Annotated in this window: 15 protein-coding genes and 1 other RNA gene; 12 read left to right on the top strand and 4 right to left on the bottom strand. The window is 34.7% G+C overall.

Annotation, left to right across the window (positions count from 1 at the left end):
• Nucleotides 1-26: 26 nt before the first annotated feature.
• The 7 genes from CDOM16189_RS03420 to CDOM16189_RS03390 all read left to right on the top strand — a co-directional run bounded on the left by CDOM16189_RS03420 (nt 27) and on the right by CDOM16189_RS03390 (nt 8,992).
• A complete protein-coding gene (locus CDOM16189_RS03420) occupies nt 27-584 on the top strand; it encodes a hypothetical protein (protein WP_169973078.1) in 558 nt (185 codons plus the stop codon).
• Nucleotides 581-1,393, top strand: a complete 813-nt coding sequence (lgt, locus tag CDOM16189_RS03415; RefSeq protein ID WP_169973080.1) for a prolipoprotein diacylglyceryl transferase — start codon at nt 581-583, stop codon at nt 1,391-1,393. Before CDOM16189_RS03420 ends, lgt begins: the two co-directional genes overlap by 4 nt.
• A gap of 102 nt (nt 1,394-1,495) precedes the next feature.
• Nucleotides 1,496-2,200, top strand: coding sequence for a fumarate reductase cytochrome b subunit (locus CDOM16189_RS03410; RefSeq protein ID WP_169973082.1), 705 nt, complete (start codon nt 1,496-1,498; stop codon nt 2,198-2,200).
• A 16-nt stretch (nt 2,201-2,216) separates the two neighbouring features.
• Nucleotides 2,217-4,205: a fumarate reductase flavoprotein subunit gene (locus CDOM16189_RS03405; RefSeq protein WP_169973084.1), complete on the top strand. Its 1,989-nt coding sequence runs from the start codon at nt 2,217-2,219 to the stop codon at nt 4,203-4,205.
• Nucleotides 4,198-4,917 carry a fumarate reductase iron-sulfur subunit gene (locus CDOM16189_RS03400; RefSeq protein WP_169973086.1) on the top strand — a complete coding sequence of 240 codons (720 nt, stop codon included), beginning with the start codon at nt 4,198-4,200 and terminating at the stop codon, nt 4,915-4,917. Before CDOM16189_RS03405 ends, CDOM16189_RS03400 begins: the two co-directional genes overlap by 8 nt.
• 111 nt (nt 4,918-5,028) lie before the next feature.
• On the top strand, nt 5,029-7,155 hold the full coding sequence (locus CDOM16189_RS03395) for a dynamin family protein (protein WP_169973088.1): 2,127 nt from the start codon (nt 5,029-5,031) through the stop codon (nt 7,153-7,155).
• A complete protein-coding gene (locus tag CDOM16189_RS03390) occupies nt 7,148-8,992 on the top strand; it encodes a dynamin family protein (protein WP_169973090.1) in 1,845 nt (614 codons plus the stop codon). Before CDOM16189_RS03395 ends, CDOM16189_RS03390 begins: the two co-directional genes overlap by 8 nt.
• Nucleotide 8,993: 1 nt before the next feature.
• Here CDOM16189_RS03390 and CDOM16189_RS03385 read toward each other — a convergent pair whose 3' ends face one another.
• From CDOM16189_RS03385 to panB, 4 genes are read right to left on the bottom strand one after another with little or no spacing between them, the layout of a single operon-like run.
• On the bottom strand, nt 8,994-10,040 hold the full coding sequence (locus tag CDOM16189_RS03385; protein ID WP_169973092.1) for an AI-2E family transporter: 1,047 nt from the start codon (nt 10,038-10,040) through the stop codon (nt 8,994-8,996).
• Nucleotides 10,030-11,046: a Holliday junction branch migration DNA helicase RuvB gene (ruvB, locus tag CDOM16189_RS03380; RefSeq protein ID WP_169973094.1), complete on the bottom strand. Its 1,017-nt coding sequence runs from the start codon at nt 11,044-11,046 to the stop codon at nt 10,030-10,032. The genes CDOM16189_RS03385 and ruvB overlap by 11 nt, the downstream gene beginning before the upstream one ends.
• 9 nt (nt 11,047-11,055) lie before the next feature.
• The gene (locus tag CDOM16189_RS03375) at nt 11,056-11,895 is read right to left on the bottom strand and encodes a tetratricopeptide repeat protein (RefSeq protein WP_169973096.1); all 840 of its coding nucleotides are present in this window, start codon (nt 11,893-11,895) and stop codon (nt 11,056-11,058) included.
• Between the two features lie 8 nt (nt 11,896-11,903).
• Entirely contained in the window at nt 11,904-12,719 is an 816-nt protein-coding gene (panB, locus tag CDOM16189_RS03370) for a 3-methyl-2-oxobutanoate hydroxymethyltransferase (protein ID WP_170000722.1), read from the bottom strand.
• A gap of 84 nt (nt 12,720-12,803) precedes the next feature.
• Between panB and CDOM16189_RS03365 the strand changes: the two genes are divergently transcribed.
• The 5 genes from CDOM16189_RS03365 (at nt 12,804) to CDOM16189_RS03345 (ending at nt 15,582) form a co-directional block, all read left to right on the top strand.
• A complete protein-coding gene (locus tag CDOM16189_RS03365) occupies nt 12,804-13,211 on the top strand; it encodes a phosphorelay protein (protein WP_169973100.1) in 408 nt (135 codons plus the stop codon).
• Nucleotides 13,212-13,250: 39 nt separating this feature from the next.
• Nucleotides 13,251-13,611: a transfer-messenger RNA gene (gene ssrA, locus CDOM16189_RS03360) on the top strand.
• 214 nt (nt 13,612-13,825) lie between these two features.
• Nucleotides 13,826-14,293, top strand: coding sequence for an Arm DNA-binding domain-containing protein (locus CDOM16189_RS03355; protein ID WP_169973102.1), 468 nt, complete (start codon nt 13,826-13,828; stop codon nt 14,291-14,293).
• Nucleotides 14,280-14,822 (top strand): hypothetical protein, encoded by a 543-nt coding sequence (locus tag CDOM16189_RS03350; RefSeq protein WP_169973104.1) that lies wholly within the window; start codon nt 14,280-14,282, stop codon nt 14,820-14,822. The genes CDOM16189_RS03355 and CDOM16189_RS03350 overlap by 14 nt, the downstream gene beginning before the upstream one ends.
• 88 nt (nt 14,823-14,910) lie before the next feature.
• On the top strand, nt 14,911-15,582 hold the full coding sequence (locus CDOM16189_RS03345) for a hypothetical protein (RefSeq protein ID WP_169973106.1): 672 nt from the start codon (nt 14,911-14,913) through the stop codon (nt 15,580-15,582).
• Nucleotides 15,583-15,704: the final 122 nt, after the last annotated feature.

Below are 15,704 nucleotides of genomic sequence, written 5' to 3'. Positions count from 1 at the left end.
GGCTAAAATTTAAAAAAGGCTGAGGTATGAAGATTGGTGAATTTTACTCTGTGGTTTGCAGAATTTTTGCACTAAATTTTGCAAATTGTCTAAGTGAAGAAATTTTTAACGAGATCAAAAAAAATTCAAATTGGGTTATAAAAAACAATAACGAAGCTAACTTAACAGGCTCGAAGCTATATAAAGAGTCGCTTGAGGTGGAAAATTTAGAAGAGATAAAAGAGGATTTTTTAAATTTAAAAAAATATTTTAATGCAGAATTTTTCTTTGAAGGTGACAAAAAAAGGCTTGAGGGTCTTTATAGGGTATGTAAATTTGAGCCAAATTTAAAGCTTAGTGATGTTGATAGTATAACCTCTCAACTCTCATTTTTATCCTCTGTATTACAACTTAAGGCCGATAAAAAAATAGAAGAAATTTTAGGGGTTTTTTTAAGCTCTTATTTTTTACCTTACTCTAAAAAGCTATACCCCTTACTTCAAAAAGAGGCTAAGACCAAATTTTATCGCTCTATGGGGTATCTTTTCGAGGATTTTAGCGAAGGGATTGAAAAAATATTTAAGATAAGAGTTGTTCCTAGATGAGTTGGTGGAACAACATCTATAATAATTTTGATCCGGTAGCCTTTAAAATATTTGGACTTAGCGTTCATTGGTATGGGATTATGTATGTTTTAGCCCTTATTCTTGCGCTTGGAGTGGCTAAATTGATAGTAAAATTTGATAAGATGAATATATCGGATTCTCTACTTGATAACTACTTTTTCTGGGTTGAAATTGGAGTAATTTTAGGCGCAAGAATCGGCTATATAGTCATTTATGATCCAAATACCTTTTATTATCTAACTCATCCTTGGCAAATTTTTAATCCTTTTTATAACGGAGAATTTATAGGAATTAGAGGTATGAGCTATCATGGTGCGGTTATTGGATTTTTGATAGCGACGATCGCTTTTTGCAGGAAGTATAAACAAAATACACTTGCACTCCTTGATCTTTGCGCTCTTTCTATTCCGCTCGGATATTTTTTCGGTCGTATTGGGAATTTCTTAAATCAAGAGCTTGTCGGTCGTGCTACGGATGTTCCTTGGGGAATTTATGTCGCAGGTATACTTAGACACCCATCTCAAATTTATGAAGCATTACTAGAAGGCATAATCATTTTTATTATATTATTTTTTTATAGAAAGTTTAAGAAATTCGATGGAGAGCTTATAGCTATGTATGCCATATTTTATACTTTAGCAAGGTTTATATGCGAGTTTTATAGAGAACCTGACTTTGGAATAGGTTTTGTATTTTTAAATTTTTCAATGGGACAGATATTATCATTTATAATGTTTTTGTGCGGAATTTTTATATTTTTCTTTTTAAAAAAAAATTATACTAAATAATTTAACAAGAATTAAAGTTACAGTGTAGTATTATTGCATACAAATTTTAGGTTTATCAAAATTTGTATAAAGCTAAAAATTACAATATATTAAGGAGCGCTCATGAGTGGGCTTATAGAAGGGTTTCTGGGGACACAGGCTGACTGTAAAAAGAGTCGCTGTACTGCGGTCTGGGACAGGTGGCAAAGTATAACAGGATTTATTCTGGCCTGTTTTATACTATGTCATATGGTATTTACTTCAACCATTTTACTTGGTAAGGATGCATTCAATGCCGTAGTTGGCTTTGCGGAAGCAAAATTTTTGTTTGGCGAAGCTACTTGGTGGATTACAAACGTAATAGCCGCTGTAATTTTTGTTGTCTTTATCGCTCATGCGTTTTTGGCTATGAGAAAATTCCCTGCCAATTTTAGACAATATTTGATGTTTATAGGACACAAAAAACGCATGAAACACCTTGATACTACTCTATGGTGGTTTCAGTTTTTAACAGGATTTGCACTCTTTTTTGCTGCAAGCGGGCACTTAGTTGATATAGTTTTTGGTGGACATATTACCGCTGATAGCTCTGCTGCCAATTTTGCTAGATTGGAAATTTTTTATCTTGCATTGCTTGTATTTATGGTAGTTCACGCAGGTGTAGGAATGTATAGATTGTATGTTAAATGGGTAAGTATTGAAGGAGCTAGCAGACAGGAGATGTTAGCAAAAAGAAATAAGGCCAGAACTATAATTTTTGCTGTTTTTGGCGGGCTCGCTTTAATCGCATTAATTGCCGATTTCGTCTGGATCGGCCTTAGTCATTAATGGATAGGAGCTAGAAATGAATATAAAATATTGTGATGCATTAGTTATCGGCGGAGGACTTGCCGGACTTAGAGCTGCTGTTGCAGCCGGTGAAAAAGGTCTTAGTACTATAGTTTTAAGTCTTATCCCAGTTAAACGTTCTCACTCAGCTGCCGCACAAGGTGGTATGCAAGCAAGTCTTGGAAACTCAAAGATGAGCGAGGGTGATAATGAGGATGTGCACTTTGCGGATACCGTAAAAGGAAGCGACTGGGGATGCGATCAAGATGTAGCTAGAATGTTTTGTCAAACAGCTCCAAAAGCTATTCGTGAGCTTGCCGCTTGGGGTGTACCTTGGACTAGAATTACTAAAGGTGAAAGAAGCGCTATTATCAATGCTCAAAAAACAACGATAGTAGAAAAAGATGAGGTTCATGGACTAATTCACTCTCGTGACTTCGGCGGTACGAAAAAATGGAGAACTTGCTATACAGCTGACGCCACAGGTCACACTATGCTATTTGCCGTAGCAAATGAGGCTTTAAAACACAATGTTGCTATTGAAGATAGAAAAGAGGCTATAGCCTTAATTCATGAGAATAACCGTTGTTATGGAGCTATAGTTAGAGATTTAGTAACAGGTGAAATTATAGCTTACGTTTCAAAAGGCACTTTGATAGCCACAGGTGGATACGGAAGAGTATATAAACATACTACAAACGCTGTTGTTTGTGAGGGTATAGGAGCTGCGATAGCACTTGAAACAGGTGTGGCAAAACTTGGAAATATGGAAGCGGTTCAATTTCACCCAACTCCGATTGTTCCAAGCGGAATCTTGCTAACAGAAGGATGTCGTGGTGACGGTGGAATTTTACGTGACGTGGACGGATATCGCTTTATGCCTGATTATGAGCCTGAGAAAAAAGAGCTTGCTAGCCGTGACGTCGTAAGTCGCCGTATTATGGAGCATATTCGTGCAGGAAAAGGCGTAAAGAGTCCTTATGGAGAGCATGTATGGCTAGATATTAGTATACTTGGACGCGAACATATAGAAAAAAACCTACGTGATGTTCAAGAAATTTGCCAAATTTTCAACGGAATAGATCCTGCTGACGAGGGTCCAAAAGGTTGGGCGCCAATTCTTCCTATGCAGCACTACTCAATGGGTGGAATTAAGACAAATCCTAGAGGTGAGAGCCCTACTTTGGCTGGATTATTTAGTGCAGGAGAGGCTGCTTGTTGGGATATGCACGGATTTAACCGTCTTGGTGGAAACTCCGTATCAGAGACAGTTGTGGCAGGTATGATTGTGGGTGATTATTTTGCAGATTATTGTGCGACTCACGATATAGAGATTAGAACTGAAAATATCTACAAATTTGTTCAAGGTCAGATAGATTATATGAATAGCCTTCTTAAAAAAGAGGGTAAATTTAACGTATTTGAGATAAAAAACAGAATGAAAGATGTTATGTGGGAACACGTAGCTATATTTAGAACGGGCGAGGGGCTTGAAAAGGCCGTAAAAGAGCTTGAGGAGCTTTATAAGCAATCTCTTGACGTTAAAGTAGCTAATAAAAATCTATTTGGAAATCCTGAACTAGAAGAAGCTTACAGAGTACCAAAAATGCTAAAACTATCGCTTTGTATAGCTTATGGTGCGCTTCTTAGAACAGAGAGCCGTGGCGCTCACTATAGAGAAGATTATACAAAAAGAGATGACTTAAATTGGCTAAATAGAACTATAACAAGCTGGAAAGAGGGCGATACAATGCCTACTGTAGAGTATGAACCACTTGATATTATGAAGATGGAGATTCCGCCAGCCTTTAGAGGATATGGAGCTAAAGGAAATATTATAGAGCACCCTGACAGTGCTATCCGCCAAGCACAGGTTGATGAGATCCGTGCTAAGATGGAGGCTGAAGGTAAGGGTAGATATGAGATTCAAAATGCGCTTATGCCTTATGAGCTACAACCAAAATATAAAGCGCCAAATGAAAGAGCAGGTATAGGATATGAGTAGAAAAATTACAATTAGAGCATTTAAATATAATCCATTAAGCAAAATTTCAAAACCACATTTTGCTTCGTATGAGCTAGATGAGACTCCTGGTATGTCGCTATTTATAGCGTTAAATGTTATTAGAGAGAAATTTGATCCAGATCTTAGCTTTGACTTCGTATGTAGAGCGGGAATCTGCGGAAGCTGCGGAATGTTGGTAAACGGTACGCCAAAGCTTGCTTGTAGAACACTTACAAAAGACTACGAAAGCGGTGTAATAGAGCTTATGCCACTTCCTGTGTTTAAGCTACTAAAAGACTTAAGCGTGGATACTGGCAACTGGATGAACGCTATGAGTAAAAGAGTCGAGAGCTGGATACATACAGATCACGAAACCGATATTAGCAAGCTTGAAGAGAAGGTCGAGCCTGAAGTGGCACAAGAGGTTTTTGAGCTTGATAGATGTATAGAGTGCGGAATCTGCGTAGCGGCTTGCGGAACAGCTATAATGAGACCTGATTTTATCGGTGCTGTTGGACTTAACCGTGTAGCAAGATTTAAAATAGATGCACTTGATAAAAGAACAGACGAAGACTTCTATGAGCTTGTGGGTGATGATGACGGAGTATTCGGATGTATGACTCTTCTAGGGTGTGAAGACAACTGTCCAAAACACCTTCCGCTTCAAAGCAAAATCGCATATATGCGTCGCAAACTAGCTACAGTAAAATAATTTTAAGAGAGCCTCTTGGCTCTCTTGTATTTACAATACTATTTATTTCTCTACCATTAAGTGAAAATATACTAAAATCTTATATTGATAATCTTTGTTAAAGAGCTATGTATGGATAAATTTTTAAGTGAAATTTGGGGTAGTGATAAGTTGTTTTTGGATATGAAAAAACTTCTTATCGGCGATGAGAGATTACTAGCCGTTTTGATGGCTACTAATCAGAAAAATTATGATAGATTTATTGCCATTTACGACTTTAGGGATATTTTACATACATTAAATTTGAAAGCTAACATATACAGCGTCCAAAGCGCTCAAGTTGGGATAATAAATGCTCTTTTAAACTCAAAAATTTCAAAAAATAGACTATTAGATACCCTTAAAAGACTTCAAAATGAAGCTATTATAACTGCTTTAGAGCTAGAAAATTTAGAAAATTTTATAAATTCCATATCTGCTGACTCTGGTACTGAAAACCAAAACAAAAATAATGAACAAAAAGATTTTTTTCATACTAAGATGGACAATTTAGATTTTATTTACGAGAAACTTTTATCTCTTTGCAATGGAAGATATTATGAAGATAGATTAAAAAAAGCAAAACAAAAAAATAGCGAACTTGTATTTAATGTAGTTGTAACCGGAGTTGTAAATGCAGGCAAATCCACTCTGCTAAACGCTATTTTGGGAACTAAAGTTTTAGGTACTTCAAATGTGCCGGAAACTGTAAATTTAACTATTCTAAAGCATTCTGATAACTCTTTTGCGAGAGTAAAATTTTGGAATGAAAGTGAGTTAAGAGAGCTTGATTTAGACATAAATGATGATATAAGGCGTTTTGTAGGCAAAGAGATTGAAATAAAACCCGAGGAATTAAAAGGCTATACTACCGCTCAAAATGAAATTTCAAAGGCTGTTAAAATTGTAGAGCTATATGAAAATTTAGAGCTCTTAAGAGATGGGATATGTATAGTCGACACTCCAGGCATAGATGATGTCGTGTTTTTGCGTGAAGAGATTGCGCGAAGGTATATGAATGAGTGCGATTTGATGGTGCATTTAATGAATGTAAGTCAAAGTGCTACGCAAAAAGATGTAGAGTTTTTGATAAATTCGCTTAAAAGCTCTAATATAGTTAGGCTTGTAGTAGTTCTTACACATGCTGATTTGTTGCAGGTTCAGGATTTGAGCGAAGTGATAAACTACACTAAAAAAAGTCTAGAAAAAGAGCTTAAAACAAACGGGCTTGATAAAATTTCAAACAAGATTAATTTCTTTACAATTAGTGCCAAGAAGTTTTTTGAAGGTGATGAAGATAGCGGAGTGGATAGCTTTAAAGAGTATCTTTATGAGATATTTTTTGGACAGCATAGCGAGAAATCAAGGCTTGTATTGGAAGCATACAAAAAAGAGCTTATCTCTGTTGCAAGCGAGTTTTTAGAAGAGACTAAAGAGAGCTTACTTCATTTAACCGGTTCAAATTTAGAGCTAAGTCAAAATCTAAAAAGCCTAAAAGAGAGAAAAGACGCCCTTACCGAAGAGTTTAAGGCTATAGAAGATATGGTTATTAGTGAATTTGAGAAGATTGATATAAATAGCCTTGATGCTGATTTTTTAATGAGCTTAAGATTAGTTGGCACAACTCTTAAAGATAGGATTTTAAATGAAGTTGATTTTGCTAAAAGGCGTAAAGAAAATATAGATGAGGATAGAATAAAATACATCATTCAAACATCTCTAAACGACGGTCTTTTGGCTACAGCTAGAATAAAACGAAATGAAATTTTAAGACGCATAAAATCTTGCGCCACAAATATTAGTTTAAAATTTGCAGATTTTAAGATTGATGCAGATGAGAAGGTGTTTAATATCGGAGATTATCTAAGCGCACAAGGTGTCAGTTTTGGATATATGGATGTAGCGCAAAAAATTTGCAAATTTTTAAATTCAAAAGAGTTGGAAAATAGTATAAATACAAGTTTAGAAGAGTTTTTAAAAGATGAAAAGATTGCCAATTTTGTATTTAATTTAATTAAGTTTGAAAAAGATGAGTTTGAAAAGAGGCTTAACGCAAAAATGCAGCATAGACGCATAATTTTTGAAGAGGATGAAAGAAGGCTTGCGAAAGAGAGTGAAATTTTAAGCAAAACAGGTGGCGAAATAGCCGAAAATTTAATTCATTTTGAAAAATTAAGAGATGATTTGAGCTCTATTTTAGAGGAGTTAAAAGATGCTTGAAAAATTTATATCCTCTTACAAGATGACCTATTTTAAAATTTTCGGAGATGATTTTTACGGGCGATTTAAAGCTTATGAAAATGCGCTTTTAGAGCCTAAATTTCACCCTAGTAGTGAATTAAAAGATGAGCTTAGAAAGCTTGATCTGTTTTTAAGCGAGCCTGTTCAGATCGCTATTATAGGGCAGTTTTCAAGTGGTAAATCGACCTTTTTAAATGCTCTTTTGGGCTTTGATATTTTGCCTACAGGAGTTACACCGGTAACTGCGAGGCTCACGCGCATAAAATATGGCGAAAATTTTTCTTTAAGAGTGGATTATAAAAATGGCAAAGAGCTTAGTCTAAATGTGAATGAAATAGCTAAATTCGTCGATCAGCGCGTTTATGGCGATGAAGTTAAGGAGCTTTGTATATATGCGCCAAATCCTATTTTAAAACTTGTAAATTTTATCGATACTCCTGGACTTAATTCGCTATCAAGCTCGGATACTAACATAACCAAAGAGGTTTTGGATTCCGTTTCAAGCGTTATTTGGCTAAGCCTTATAGAAAATGCCGCTCGCGCAAGTGAATTAAATGATCTTAAAGAGTTCTTGCAAAATACTGGTAAAACAGCAATTTGTGTATTAAATCAAAAGGATAAACTAAGCGATCTTGAGCTCGAAAATGTATTGGCTCATGCGAAAATAACATTTGATGGAATTTTTGAAGAGATTATTGCTATTTCTGCTAAGCAGGCTAATTTGGCTAGAAAAAATCAAGATGAAAATTTAATGCTTGTTTCAAATTTTAAAAGTGTTTTAGATGCTATAGATAGACACTTTACGAGCGAAAAAATAAAAAAGAAATTTGTGTTAAAAAAATGCGAGAGTATTTTGGCTCAAAGTATAAATCAGCATGAGTATTTTTGTGAAATTTACGAAAAGGCTAAAGAGGTTGTAACTAAATTTGATTTTGAACTTGATGCAAATTTAGAGCGAATTAAAAATAAATTTAAACCAAAAACAGAGACAGCCTTTAATGAAATAAAGGAAATTTCAAAGTTTATTAGTGATGAAATTTTAAGTAGTTTAAAGCCTAAAAAAAAGTATAAATTTATATCCAAAAAGTCGCTTTTAAAGAGTGATATTTACGAAAGGCAAGAGTATGAAATGATGAGCTTTGATAGTGATGAGATTTTTTCAAAGCTTATTTATAATGATGTAAAGCTTAGTAAATTTTTTAGAATTTATAGGCGAAATTTATCTATACTTGAGGATGAGCTTAAGGCTGAGATCGATGAAATTTATAAAAATTTAGAGCGTGAATTTCTGATTTATAAATCCGAGTTTGAAAATATAATTAAAGAGATTTCTATACACTCTGATACTGAGTTTGCTACGATTAGAACTTATGCGGGGCAAATTTATAGATTGATATTAAGAGATTTTGAAACGGTTAAATTTAACAAGCTTCAAAAGCTCTCTTTGTTTTTTGAAAAGCTAAATTTAAAAGTAGTTGCAAACTATGAAAATGCTATAAAAATTGCTGTGCATTTTATAAAAGATAAGATCGAAAACTCCGCCATTGCTTACGAAAAAGATCCGCTGCATTTTGCGCTATTTATCCCAACTAGTGCTGAGACTTTTGATAGGGTTTTGATATCTCTTAATTTATATGAATTTGAAAATGAGATGCTATCAAATAGCTCATTTTTGAACAAAATTATAAATGAGCTTAGAATGGAATTTGGCGAGATAAAAGAGGCTAAAATAGAGCAGCTAAATAGCCTCTCAAATAGACATAAAGCCCTAAAGAGCGAGCTTGAAAATCTTAGTTTATCTTTTTGTTGTGACTAATTTAGACAAAGGATCTCTCTTTAAGTAAGACATAAAGCTTAATTGTGGAGAGAAAGAATGTCACAATCGCCGGGCCAAGTATTATGCCCCAAAAACCAAATGTTGTGATGCCTGCTATCATCGCGAAAAATATAAGAAGCTCGTTGATTTTAGTTGGAATCTCAACTAGTCTATCATTTATAAATTTAATTATTAATGGTTTTAAAAAAGTATCTGCCACTATTGATATCATAATGATAGTATAAAGTGCTATTATTATCGCTCCCATAGTATTTCCGTTAGCAAATTCATATAAGCTGATAGGCCCCCATGCAAGTAGCCCGCCGACTACGGGAATTAAAGATGAAAAACCAAATACAATGCCTGTTAAAAAGCCGTTGTATCCAAAGAACATCGTTATAATCGCAAATAAAAATCCTTGTAAGATCATATTGGCTATTATCGAAAAGAACACGACACTCATTACATTTGCTACTTCGCTAAGTATGAATTGAGTATCCTCTTTTTGCATAGGAAGAGCCTCTTTTAGATAACTCACAAGATCGTTTCCGTAAACGAAAGAGAAAAATACAAAAACTACGATTATGACCATATCGGTTAAGAATTTAGCGCTTAATTTACCAATGTTTGCTAAATTTGAAATAATGTTAGCTGAGATCGCCTTTATGTCTATATTTGCAATTAGCTCTTTAAATTTAGGTTCTAAAAAATCTATGCTTGCCGGAAGTGCGAAATCATAGTTTTTAATATAATCAATAGTATTTGTAACGTTATTCATATTAAATCCGGCTGCTTGCCTTGTAAGCTCTATCACAGCGTAGATAAAAGGAGCGATGAATAGTAAAAACAAAACTACCGTAGTAAGTGCTGCTGATAGTGTTTTGCGGTTTTTGGTAAGTTCTAAAAATTTAACGTTTATATTAGATGTCGCGACCGCTAGCAGAGCGGCTATAAAAATATTTAGCAAAAATGGCTTAAATAAATAAATAACCAAAGAGATTGCGAAAAATACGAAAATTCCGAAGAAAATTCTACTGTTATTGACCATCAAAAAGTCCTTTTTGCTCTTTAAAATTTAGTTTAAAAGTATCAAAGCATTTTGCGCTTGCTATTCTACCTTTTGCGGTTCTTTCAATAAAGCCGTTTGCAAGTAAATAAGGTTCTATAACGTCTTCTATCGTGCCTTCGTCCTCACTAAGTGCAGCCGCTATAGTGTTTAATCCTAGTGGTCTTCTTTTGGCTTCAAGTAAAATTTTAAGATATTTTATATCCATCTCGTCAAAGCCGATTTCATTTACTCCAAGTGCGTCAAGTGCCTCTTTAGCACGTTTTTGAGAGATAATAAGCTCATCGTTTACTTCGGCAAAGTCGCGAATTCGCTTTAGCAGTCTAAGCGCGATTCTAGGTGTTGCTCTGGCGCGTCTTGCGATTTCAAGTGCGGCTAGCTTTTCACACTCTTTGCCAAGCTTTACGGATGCTATTTGAACTATTTTGGCTAGCTCTTCGTGGCTGTAAAACTGAAGTCTAAAGTCCATTCCGAAGCGATCTCTAAGCGGAGCTGAGATCATGCCGGCTCTTGTTGTAGCGCCTATTAGCGTAAATTTAGGCAGATCGATCTTGATCGTTTGTGCTGCAGGGCCTGAGCCTATGATGATATCAAGCCTAAAGTCCTCCATCGCAGGGTAAAGCACCTCTTCGATAGCCGAGCTTAAGCGGTGAATTTCATCGATAAAGAGCACGTCGCCTTCTTGCAAATTTGTAAGCACGGCAGCAAGATCTCCGCTCTTTTCGATCATCGGTGCAGCGGTCATTTTTATGCTTACCCCCATCTCGTTTGAGATGATGTGCGCAAGAGTGGTTTTACCAAGCCCGGGAGGTCCGTAAAAAAGCACGTGATCAAGGCACTCTCCGCGCTTTTTAGCAGCCTTTATGAAGACATCTAAATTCTGCTTTATCTTTTCTTGCCCGATATAGTCTTCAAATTTTGCAGGGCGAAGCGATGTTTCAAACTCGCTTTCAAAGCTTACTTTTTCTATTTCTACGATTCTATCCATCAAATTTACCTAAAATTTCTCCAATAGCTTTTGCAGTATTTCGCATCTTTGCTTGTCGCCCATCTTGCAAGAAGCAGCTATAGACTCATACTCCTCGTATTTTTTTTCGTCTATTTTTCCATTTTCAAATTTGATTCCGAGTGCATTGCATCCATTTTCATTGCCCATATGGCAAGCTGTTGCGTATGAATCGTAGGCATTATAGACGTTTTTATCTGTTCCGTAGCCGTTTTCATACATTATGCCTAGAGCATTACATCCAAGAGCGTTTTTCATATAGCATGAGCGATCAAAAAATTTCAAGGCGTTTTTATAATTTTTTTCGGTAGATACTCCTTCGTATATCATAGATGCTATATTAAAGCATGCAGTTCCATTGTATAGTTCGCAAGCTTTATAATAAAGATCAAATGCTTTGCGGTGATCTTTTTCAGTACCCTCACCATTGTAATACATAACGCCCAAATTTGTGCAGGCATTATCCTCTTTTAGCTCGCAAGCCTTTGAGTAAAGTTCAAAAACTCTTTTTGTATTTTTGTTTACAATCTCGCCTTTTTTATATATAAGGGCTAGATCAAAGCATCCTGTCCCATTTTTTAGCTCACAAGCTTTGTTAAAAAACTCGTATGCCATTTTTTTATCTTGCTCGATGCCAAGCCCTTTATAATACATATCTCCCAAAACAGCACATCCGTATCCATCGCCTTTATCGCAAATTTTTGTCACTATTTCCTTGACTTTTTTGTAATCTTTTTTTTCAAATGCATCTCTGGCCTGCGATATTTCACTCTGCATAGCAAAAATTTGACTTGTAAAAATTAAAAATAATATTAAAATTTTAAATTTCATTATCTATCCTAAATTTTGTATTTGTATTCTTCGCTTGGAAAAGCTCTATTTTTTACTTCTTCCGCGTATCTTTGCACCGCTTCACGAACCAAATTTGAGCCATCGATATAACGTTTTGCAAATTTTGGTTTAAACTCTTCAAAGAATCCTAGCATATCTGACCAGACTAAAATTTGCCCGTCCACCTTAACTCCTGAACCTATGCCTATAACCGGTATTTTAACACTCTTAGCCACTTTTTCTGCTACGCTTTCTATTACTCCTTCAATAACTATAGAAAATGCGCCAGCCTCTTCTATAGCTATTGCCTCTTCAATAAGCCTATTTTCATCATCTTGTGCGCGACCTTTTACTTTGTATCCACCCTCTAATCTTACCTGTTGGGGCATAAGCCCTATATGGCCCATCACACTTATTCCCTCCTCGCAAAGCCTTTTTATGATTTTTGTTACTCTTAGTCCACCCTCTAGCTTAATAGCCTCGGCATTGGTTTGTTTAAAAAATTTCGAAGCATTTTTAATTGCTGTTTTTTCATTTATGTAGCTTGCAAAAGGCATGTCTGCGACTTTAAAAGCGTGTTTTGAGCCAGCACAAACGGCTTTTGTATGATACAGCATAATCTCCATTGAGGAGCTTAATGTATCTTTTTTGCCATTGAAGCTCAAGTTAAGACTATCTCCTATTAAAATAATATCAACGTAATCATCAAAAAGCCTAGCAAAAAGTGCATCATAAGCTGTAATCGCAACTATGGGAACTATAGGTTGGATTAGTTTTTTGTTTTTGATGTCGGTTATTGTATTTTTTTTTTCTTTTAAAAGCATTTCTATATCACTTTTTATTTAGTTAAATTTTCTAATTTTATCAAAAAAATGCTACAATCACTCTGAATATTTAAGGATATAAAAATGGGGATATTAAAAAATCTTGAAATTGACTACTCTTATGATATTGTTGAAGAATTTTTAACGCACTATTCTATGATGTGTGAGCTTATGGAACCTCTCATAATTGATCTTGCTAGGGAGGATAGATACAAGAGTAGTATAGAGGAGTTATTTAGAATTTTTCACAATATTAAATCGGCTACATCATTTATGAAGATTGATCCTATATTAAAACTTACTACTCTTAGTGAAGAAATTTGCTCTGAAGCAAGGGATCTAAGAGGGCCTGCAAATGATGAATTTGTGGATTGGCTACTAGTGGTAAGTGATCAATTTAGCAAATATCGTGAAGATATAGAGGTTGATGCTGAATTTTTTAGTGTTTTAAATCCTATGATTGTGAAAATTCCTTCAAGACTCGATATTTGACAAAAAGATTAAAATAAACTACAATACGTAACTTTTTATGGGAGCGACTTGGCTTCGACAGGAGCAGAGCGCACATGGTGGCACGTCGCTTTGAGCAAAGCGTAAAAAGCTCAAGTTAAAATTAAACGCAAATAACGTTAAATTCGCTCCTGCTTACGCTAAAGCTGCGTAAGTTCAGTTGAGCCCTGCTTGTTTTTGATACTATCTAAAAAATATAGCGAGTAACCCTAGATAGAGTAGGTTTGTGGTCTGACGAACTATAAGCTGAAATTTTGTCTTAGTCTAGCTTTTGGTTTTGGAAAGTGAGCTTTGCTAGATGAATTTTTCACTTTTGCTAAGCGTGTAGAGGCTGTGGGTGGTTTGTTTTTGGACAGGGGTTCGATCCCCCTCGCTTCCACCATTTAAATTTTCTTTAAGTTTCAATCCTTTCTTTTTAATTCTGTTAAATGCCTTACTTAAGGGCTTTACAGCATTTTTGATTTCCAATTAGTTGCTTTGATTACCCTTTGTGCTATAATTGTTTCTGATTAATTCAGGGACTAATTAAGGGACTTTTTTTAATTCTGGGACTTTTGTAAAAAAACATAAGAAAACATGAAAACGAAAGGAATTAAATGGCAAACATCTCTAAGGCAAACCTTCAAGATAAAGATATTAGAAAACTGCAACCTCCAAAATCTAAAAAGAAAATAGCTGTAGGGAATCCCAAAGAGTTATATTTATGGCTTAACCCAAGTGGTAAGAAAACATTCTTTATAAGAACAAAAGATGATAAGTCGCTTACAATAGGTGAGTTTAGAGAAGGCAATAGTGTAAGCGAAGCAAGGATGGATGCCGTAAAACTCCTAAAAGAGCTTGAAAGTGGTAAGGATATATATACTATTAAAGGCAAGAACGATAAGTATAAATTTAAAAGCCTATTTAATATATACATAGAGCAAAAACAGAAAAACGGTGCCGCAATACCGCAAAACTATAAGATAAAAATTAGCGTAAGTGATGATTTTAAGCTATTGCCGGGTAGCACAAAGAAAAAACCAAAATATCAAGCGCTCAACGGGTTGGAAGATGATAGAGATTGAGCCTTCTAATCTAGAAAGCACCCTAAAGTCATATTCAGCTATATCGACGGCTGTATTTGAGAGAGGTAAGAGAAGTAATGAAAATATAGCAAAAGTTAATCCTCTGCTAATTTATGATATAGATAATAGCGATAATAAAAAGCCGCAGTTCACAATAAATGATGCAGTAAATACTCTAAACTCAAAAGGTATTCAAGGATATATCTACCCTTCGGCTTCTCATCTTTTGGATGAAAAGACGCAGAAGTTTAGACTTCTAATATCAACACTCAATGCATTTGACTATTTAAAACATAAAACTACCGGATATAAGATATATATGGATAATACAACAAAGTTTCTGGGATTAAAAGACAAAGTTGATGAAGTTTACAAAACACCTTCTCAACTTTACTATGCACCCAAAAAAGATACTGAGCTGATTATAGTACCGGGTCAAATTTTGGATAACAGTAAGATAATAAAACAATCCGAATATGACATAGGGCTAGCAAAAGAGAAAGAGATTATTAAGCAAAAAAGGGTTTGAAGGAATTTTAAAAGATTATCAACATGCAAAAGCCATAATTCTACAGCACGAACCCAAAGACAATGAAAAATATCTAACTAGGGTTAGCTTGCAGAGACTGTATGATAATGTGCCTATTTATGATCTTATGAGCTACTTTGATCAAACCACAAAACTAATCAAAGAGGGCAGCAACACTATACTTCATAATAAGCAAGGAAGACATCTGTATTTTAAACAAGAAAACACTGCATATCTTTTTAAGAAAAATAAGCATTATACGCCTTATATATATCTAGTAGATAGATTTAATGAAGCTAAGCAAGCTATAGACAAAGGGCTATATTCAGATGAAATTATTGAAAAACTAGCTCTAAAGCCTAATGAGTTAGAAAACTTTAATCCCAGAAATATCAACGAGATATCTAAATTTTTCTCAAGAGTTATTATAACTGGCAAAAAACTATGGGATAAAGTAACAAAAATAAACTACGCAGGGATAGCTGCAAATATAACAAGATATTTAAAAGATTGGGATGATAAAGAGGGTATTGAGAATATTAAGCAGCACTATTTGGTTGACAAGTTCATAAAAAAGGGCAATACATTACAAATCGGATATTTAAATAATGTATCTATAAAAGAGCTAAGGGAGAATGGACTTATGGAGTGGGAGATGTGTGTGGAACAAAATCAAAGGGTTGAATTTCCAAAGATTGCAAATTTTACTAATGTAGAGCAGATTAAAAGTACGCATGACATAGTAGGAGTTGAAATGTAGAGTATATTTAAGTAGGTTATGTAAGCTTTTTATAAAACAAATTAATACTTCTAAAGAAAATATGATATTTAAAAGCAACAACTATCATATAAATATAACATACAAATATCTATAGCCAAGTT

Origin of the sequence: Campylobacter sp. RM16189 (genome assembly GCF_012978815.1) — a bacterium.
GTDB lineage: Bacteria > Campylobacterota > Campylobacteria > Campylobacterales > Campylobacteraceae > Campylobacter_A.
The sequence above is the reverse complement of the archived record's forward strand: the minus strand, read 5'-3'. Positions and strand labels throughout refer to the sequence as shown.

Bases quoted from the DNA above. Each gene is read 5' to 3' on its own strand.
- CDOM16189_RS03365 (WP_169973100.1), top strand. From the start codon at position 12,804: ATGGGGATATTAAAAAATCTTGAAATTGACTACTCTTATGATATTGTT.
- CDOM16189_RS03410 (WP_169973082.1), top strand. From the start codon at position 1,496: ATGAGTGGGCTTATAGAAGGGTTTCTGGGGACACAGGCTGACTGTAAA.
- CDOM16189_RS03420 (WP_169973078.1), top strand. From the start codon at position 27: ATGAAGATTGGTGAATTTTACTCTGTGGTTTGCAGAATTTTTGCACTA.
- CDOM16189_RS03405 (WP_169973084.1), top strand. From the start codon at position 2,217: ATGAATATAAAATATTGTGATGCATTAGTTATCGGCGGAGGACTTGCC.
- CDOM16189_RS03350 (WP_169973104.1), top strand. From the start codon at position 14,280: ATGATAGAGATTGAGCCTTCTAATCTAGAAAGCACCCTAAAGTCATAT.
- panB (WP_170000722.1), bottom strand. From the start codon at position 12,719: ATGCTTTTAAAAGAAAAAAAAAATACAATAACCGACATCAAAAACAAA.
- CDOM16189_RS03400 (WP_169973086.1), top strand. From the start codon at position 4,198: ATGAGTAGAAAAATTACAATTAGAGCATTTAAATATAATCCATTAAGC.
- CDOM16189_RS03385 (WP_169973092.1), bottom strand. From the start codon at position 10,040: ATGGTCAATAACAGTAGAATTTTCTTCGGAATTTTCGTATTTTTCGCA.
- CDOM16189_RS03355 (WP_169973102.1), top strand. From the start codon at position 13,826: ATGGCAAACATCTCTAAGGCAAACCTTCAAGATAAAGATATTAGAAAA.
- CDOM16189_RS03395 (WP_169973088.1), top strand. From the start codon at position 5,029: ATGGATAAATTTTTAAGTGAAATTTGGGGTAGTGATAAGTTGTTTTTG.
- lgt (WP_169973080.1), top strand. From the start codon at position 581: ATGAGTTGGTGGAACAACATCTATAATAATTTTGATCCGGTAGCCTTT.
- CDOM16189_RS03375 (WP_169973096.1), bottom strand. From the start codon at position 11,895: ATGAAATTTAAAATTTTAATATTATTTTTAATTTTTACAAGTCAAATT.
- ruvB (WP_169973094.1), bottom strand. From the start codon at position 11,046: ATGGATAGAATCGTAGAAATAGAAAAAGTAAGCTTTGAAAGCGAGTTT.
- CDOM16189_RS03390 (WP_169973090.1), top strand. From the start codon at position 7,148: ATGCTTGAAAAATTTATATCCTCTTACAAGATGACCTATTTTAAAATT.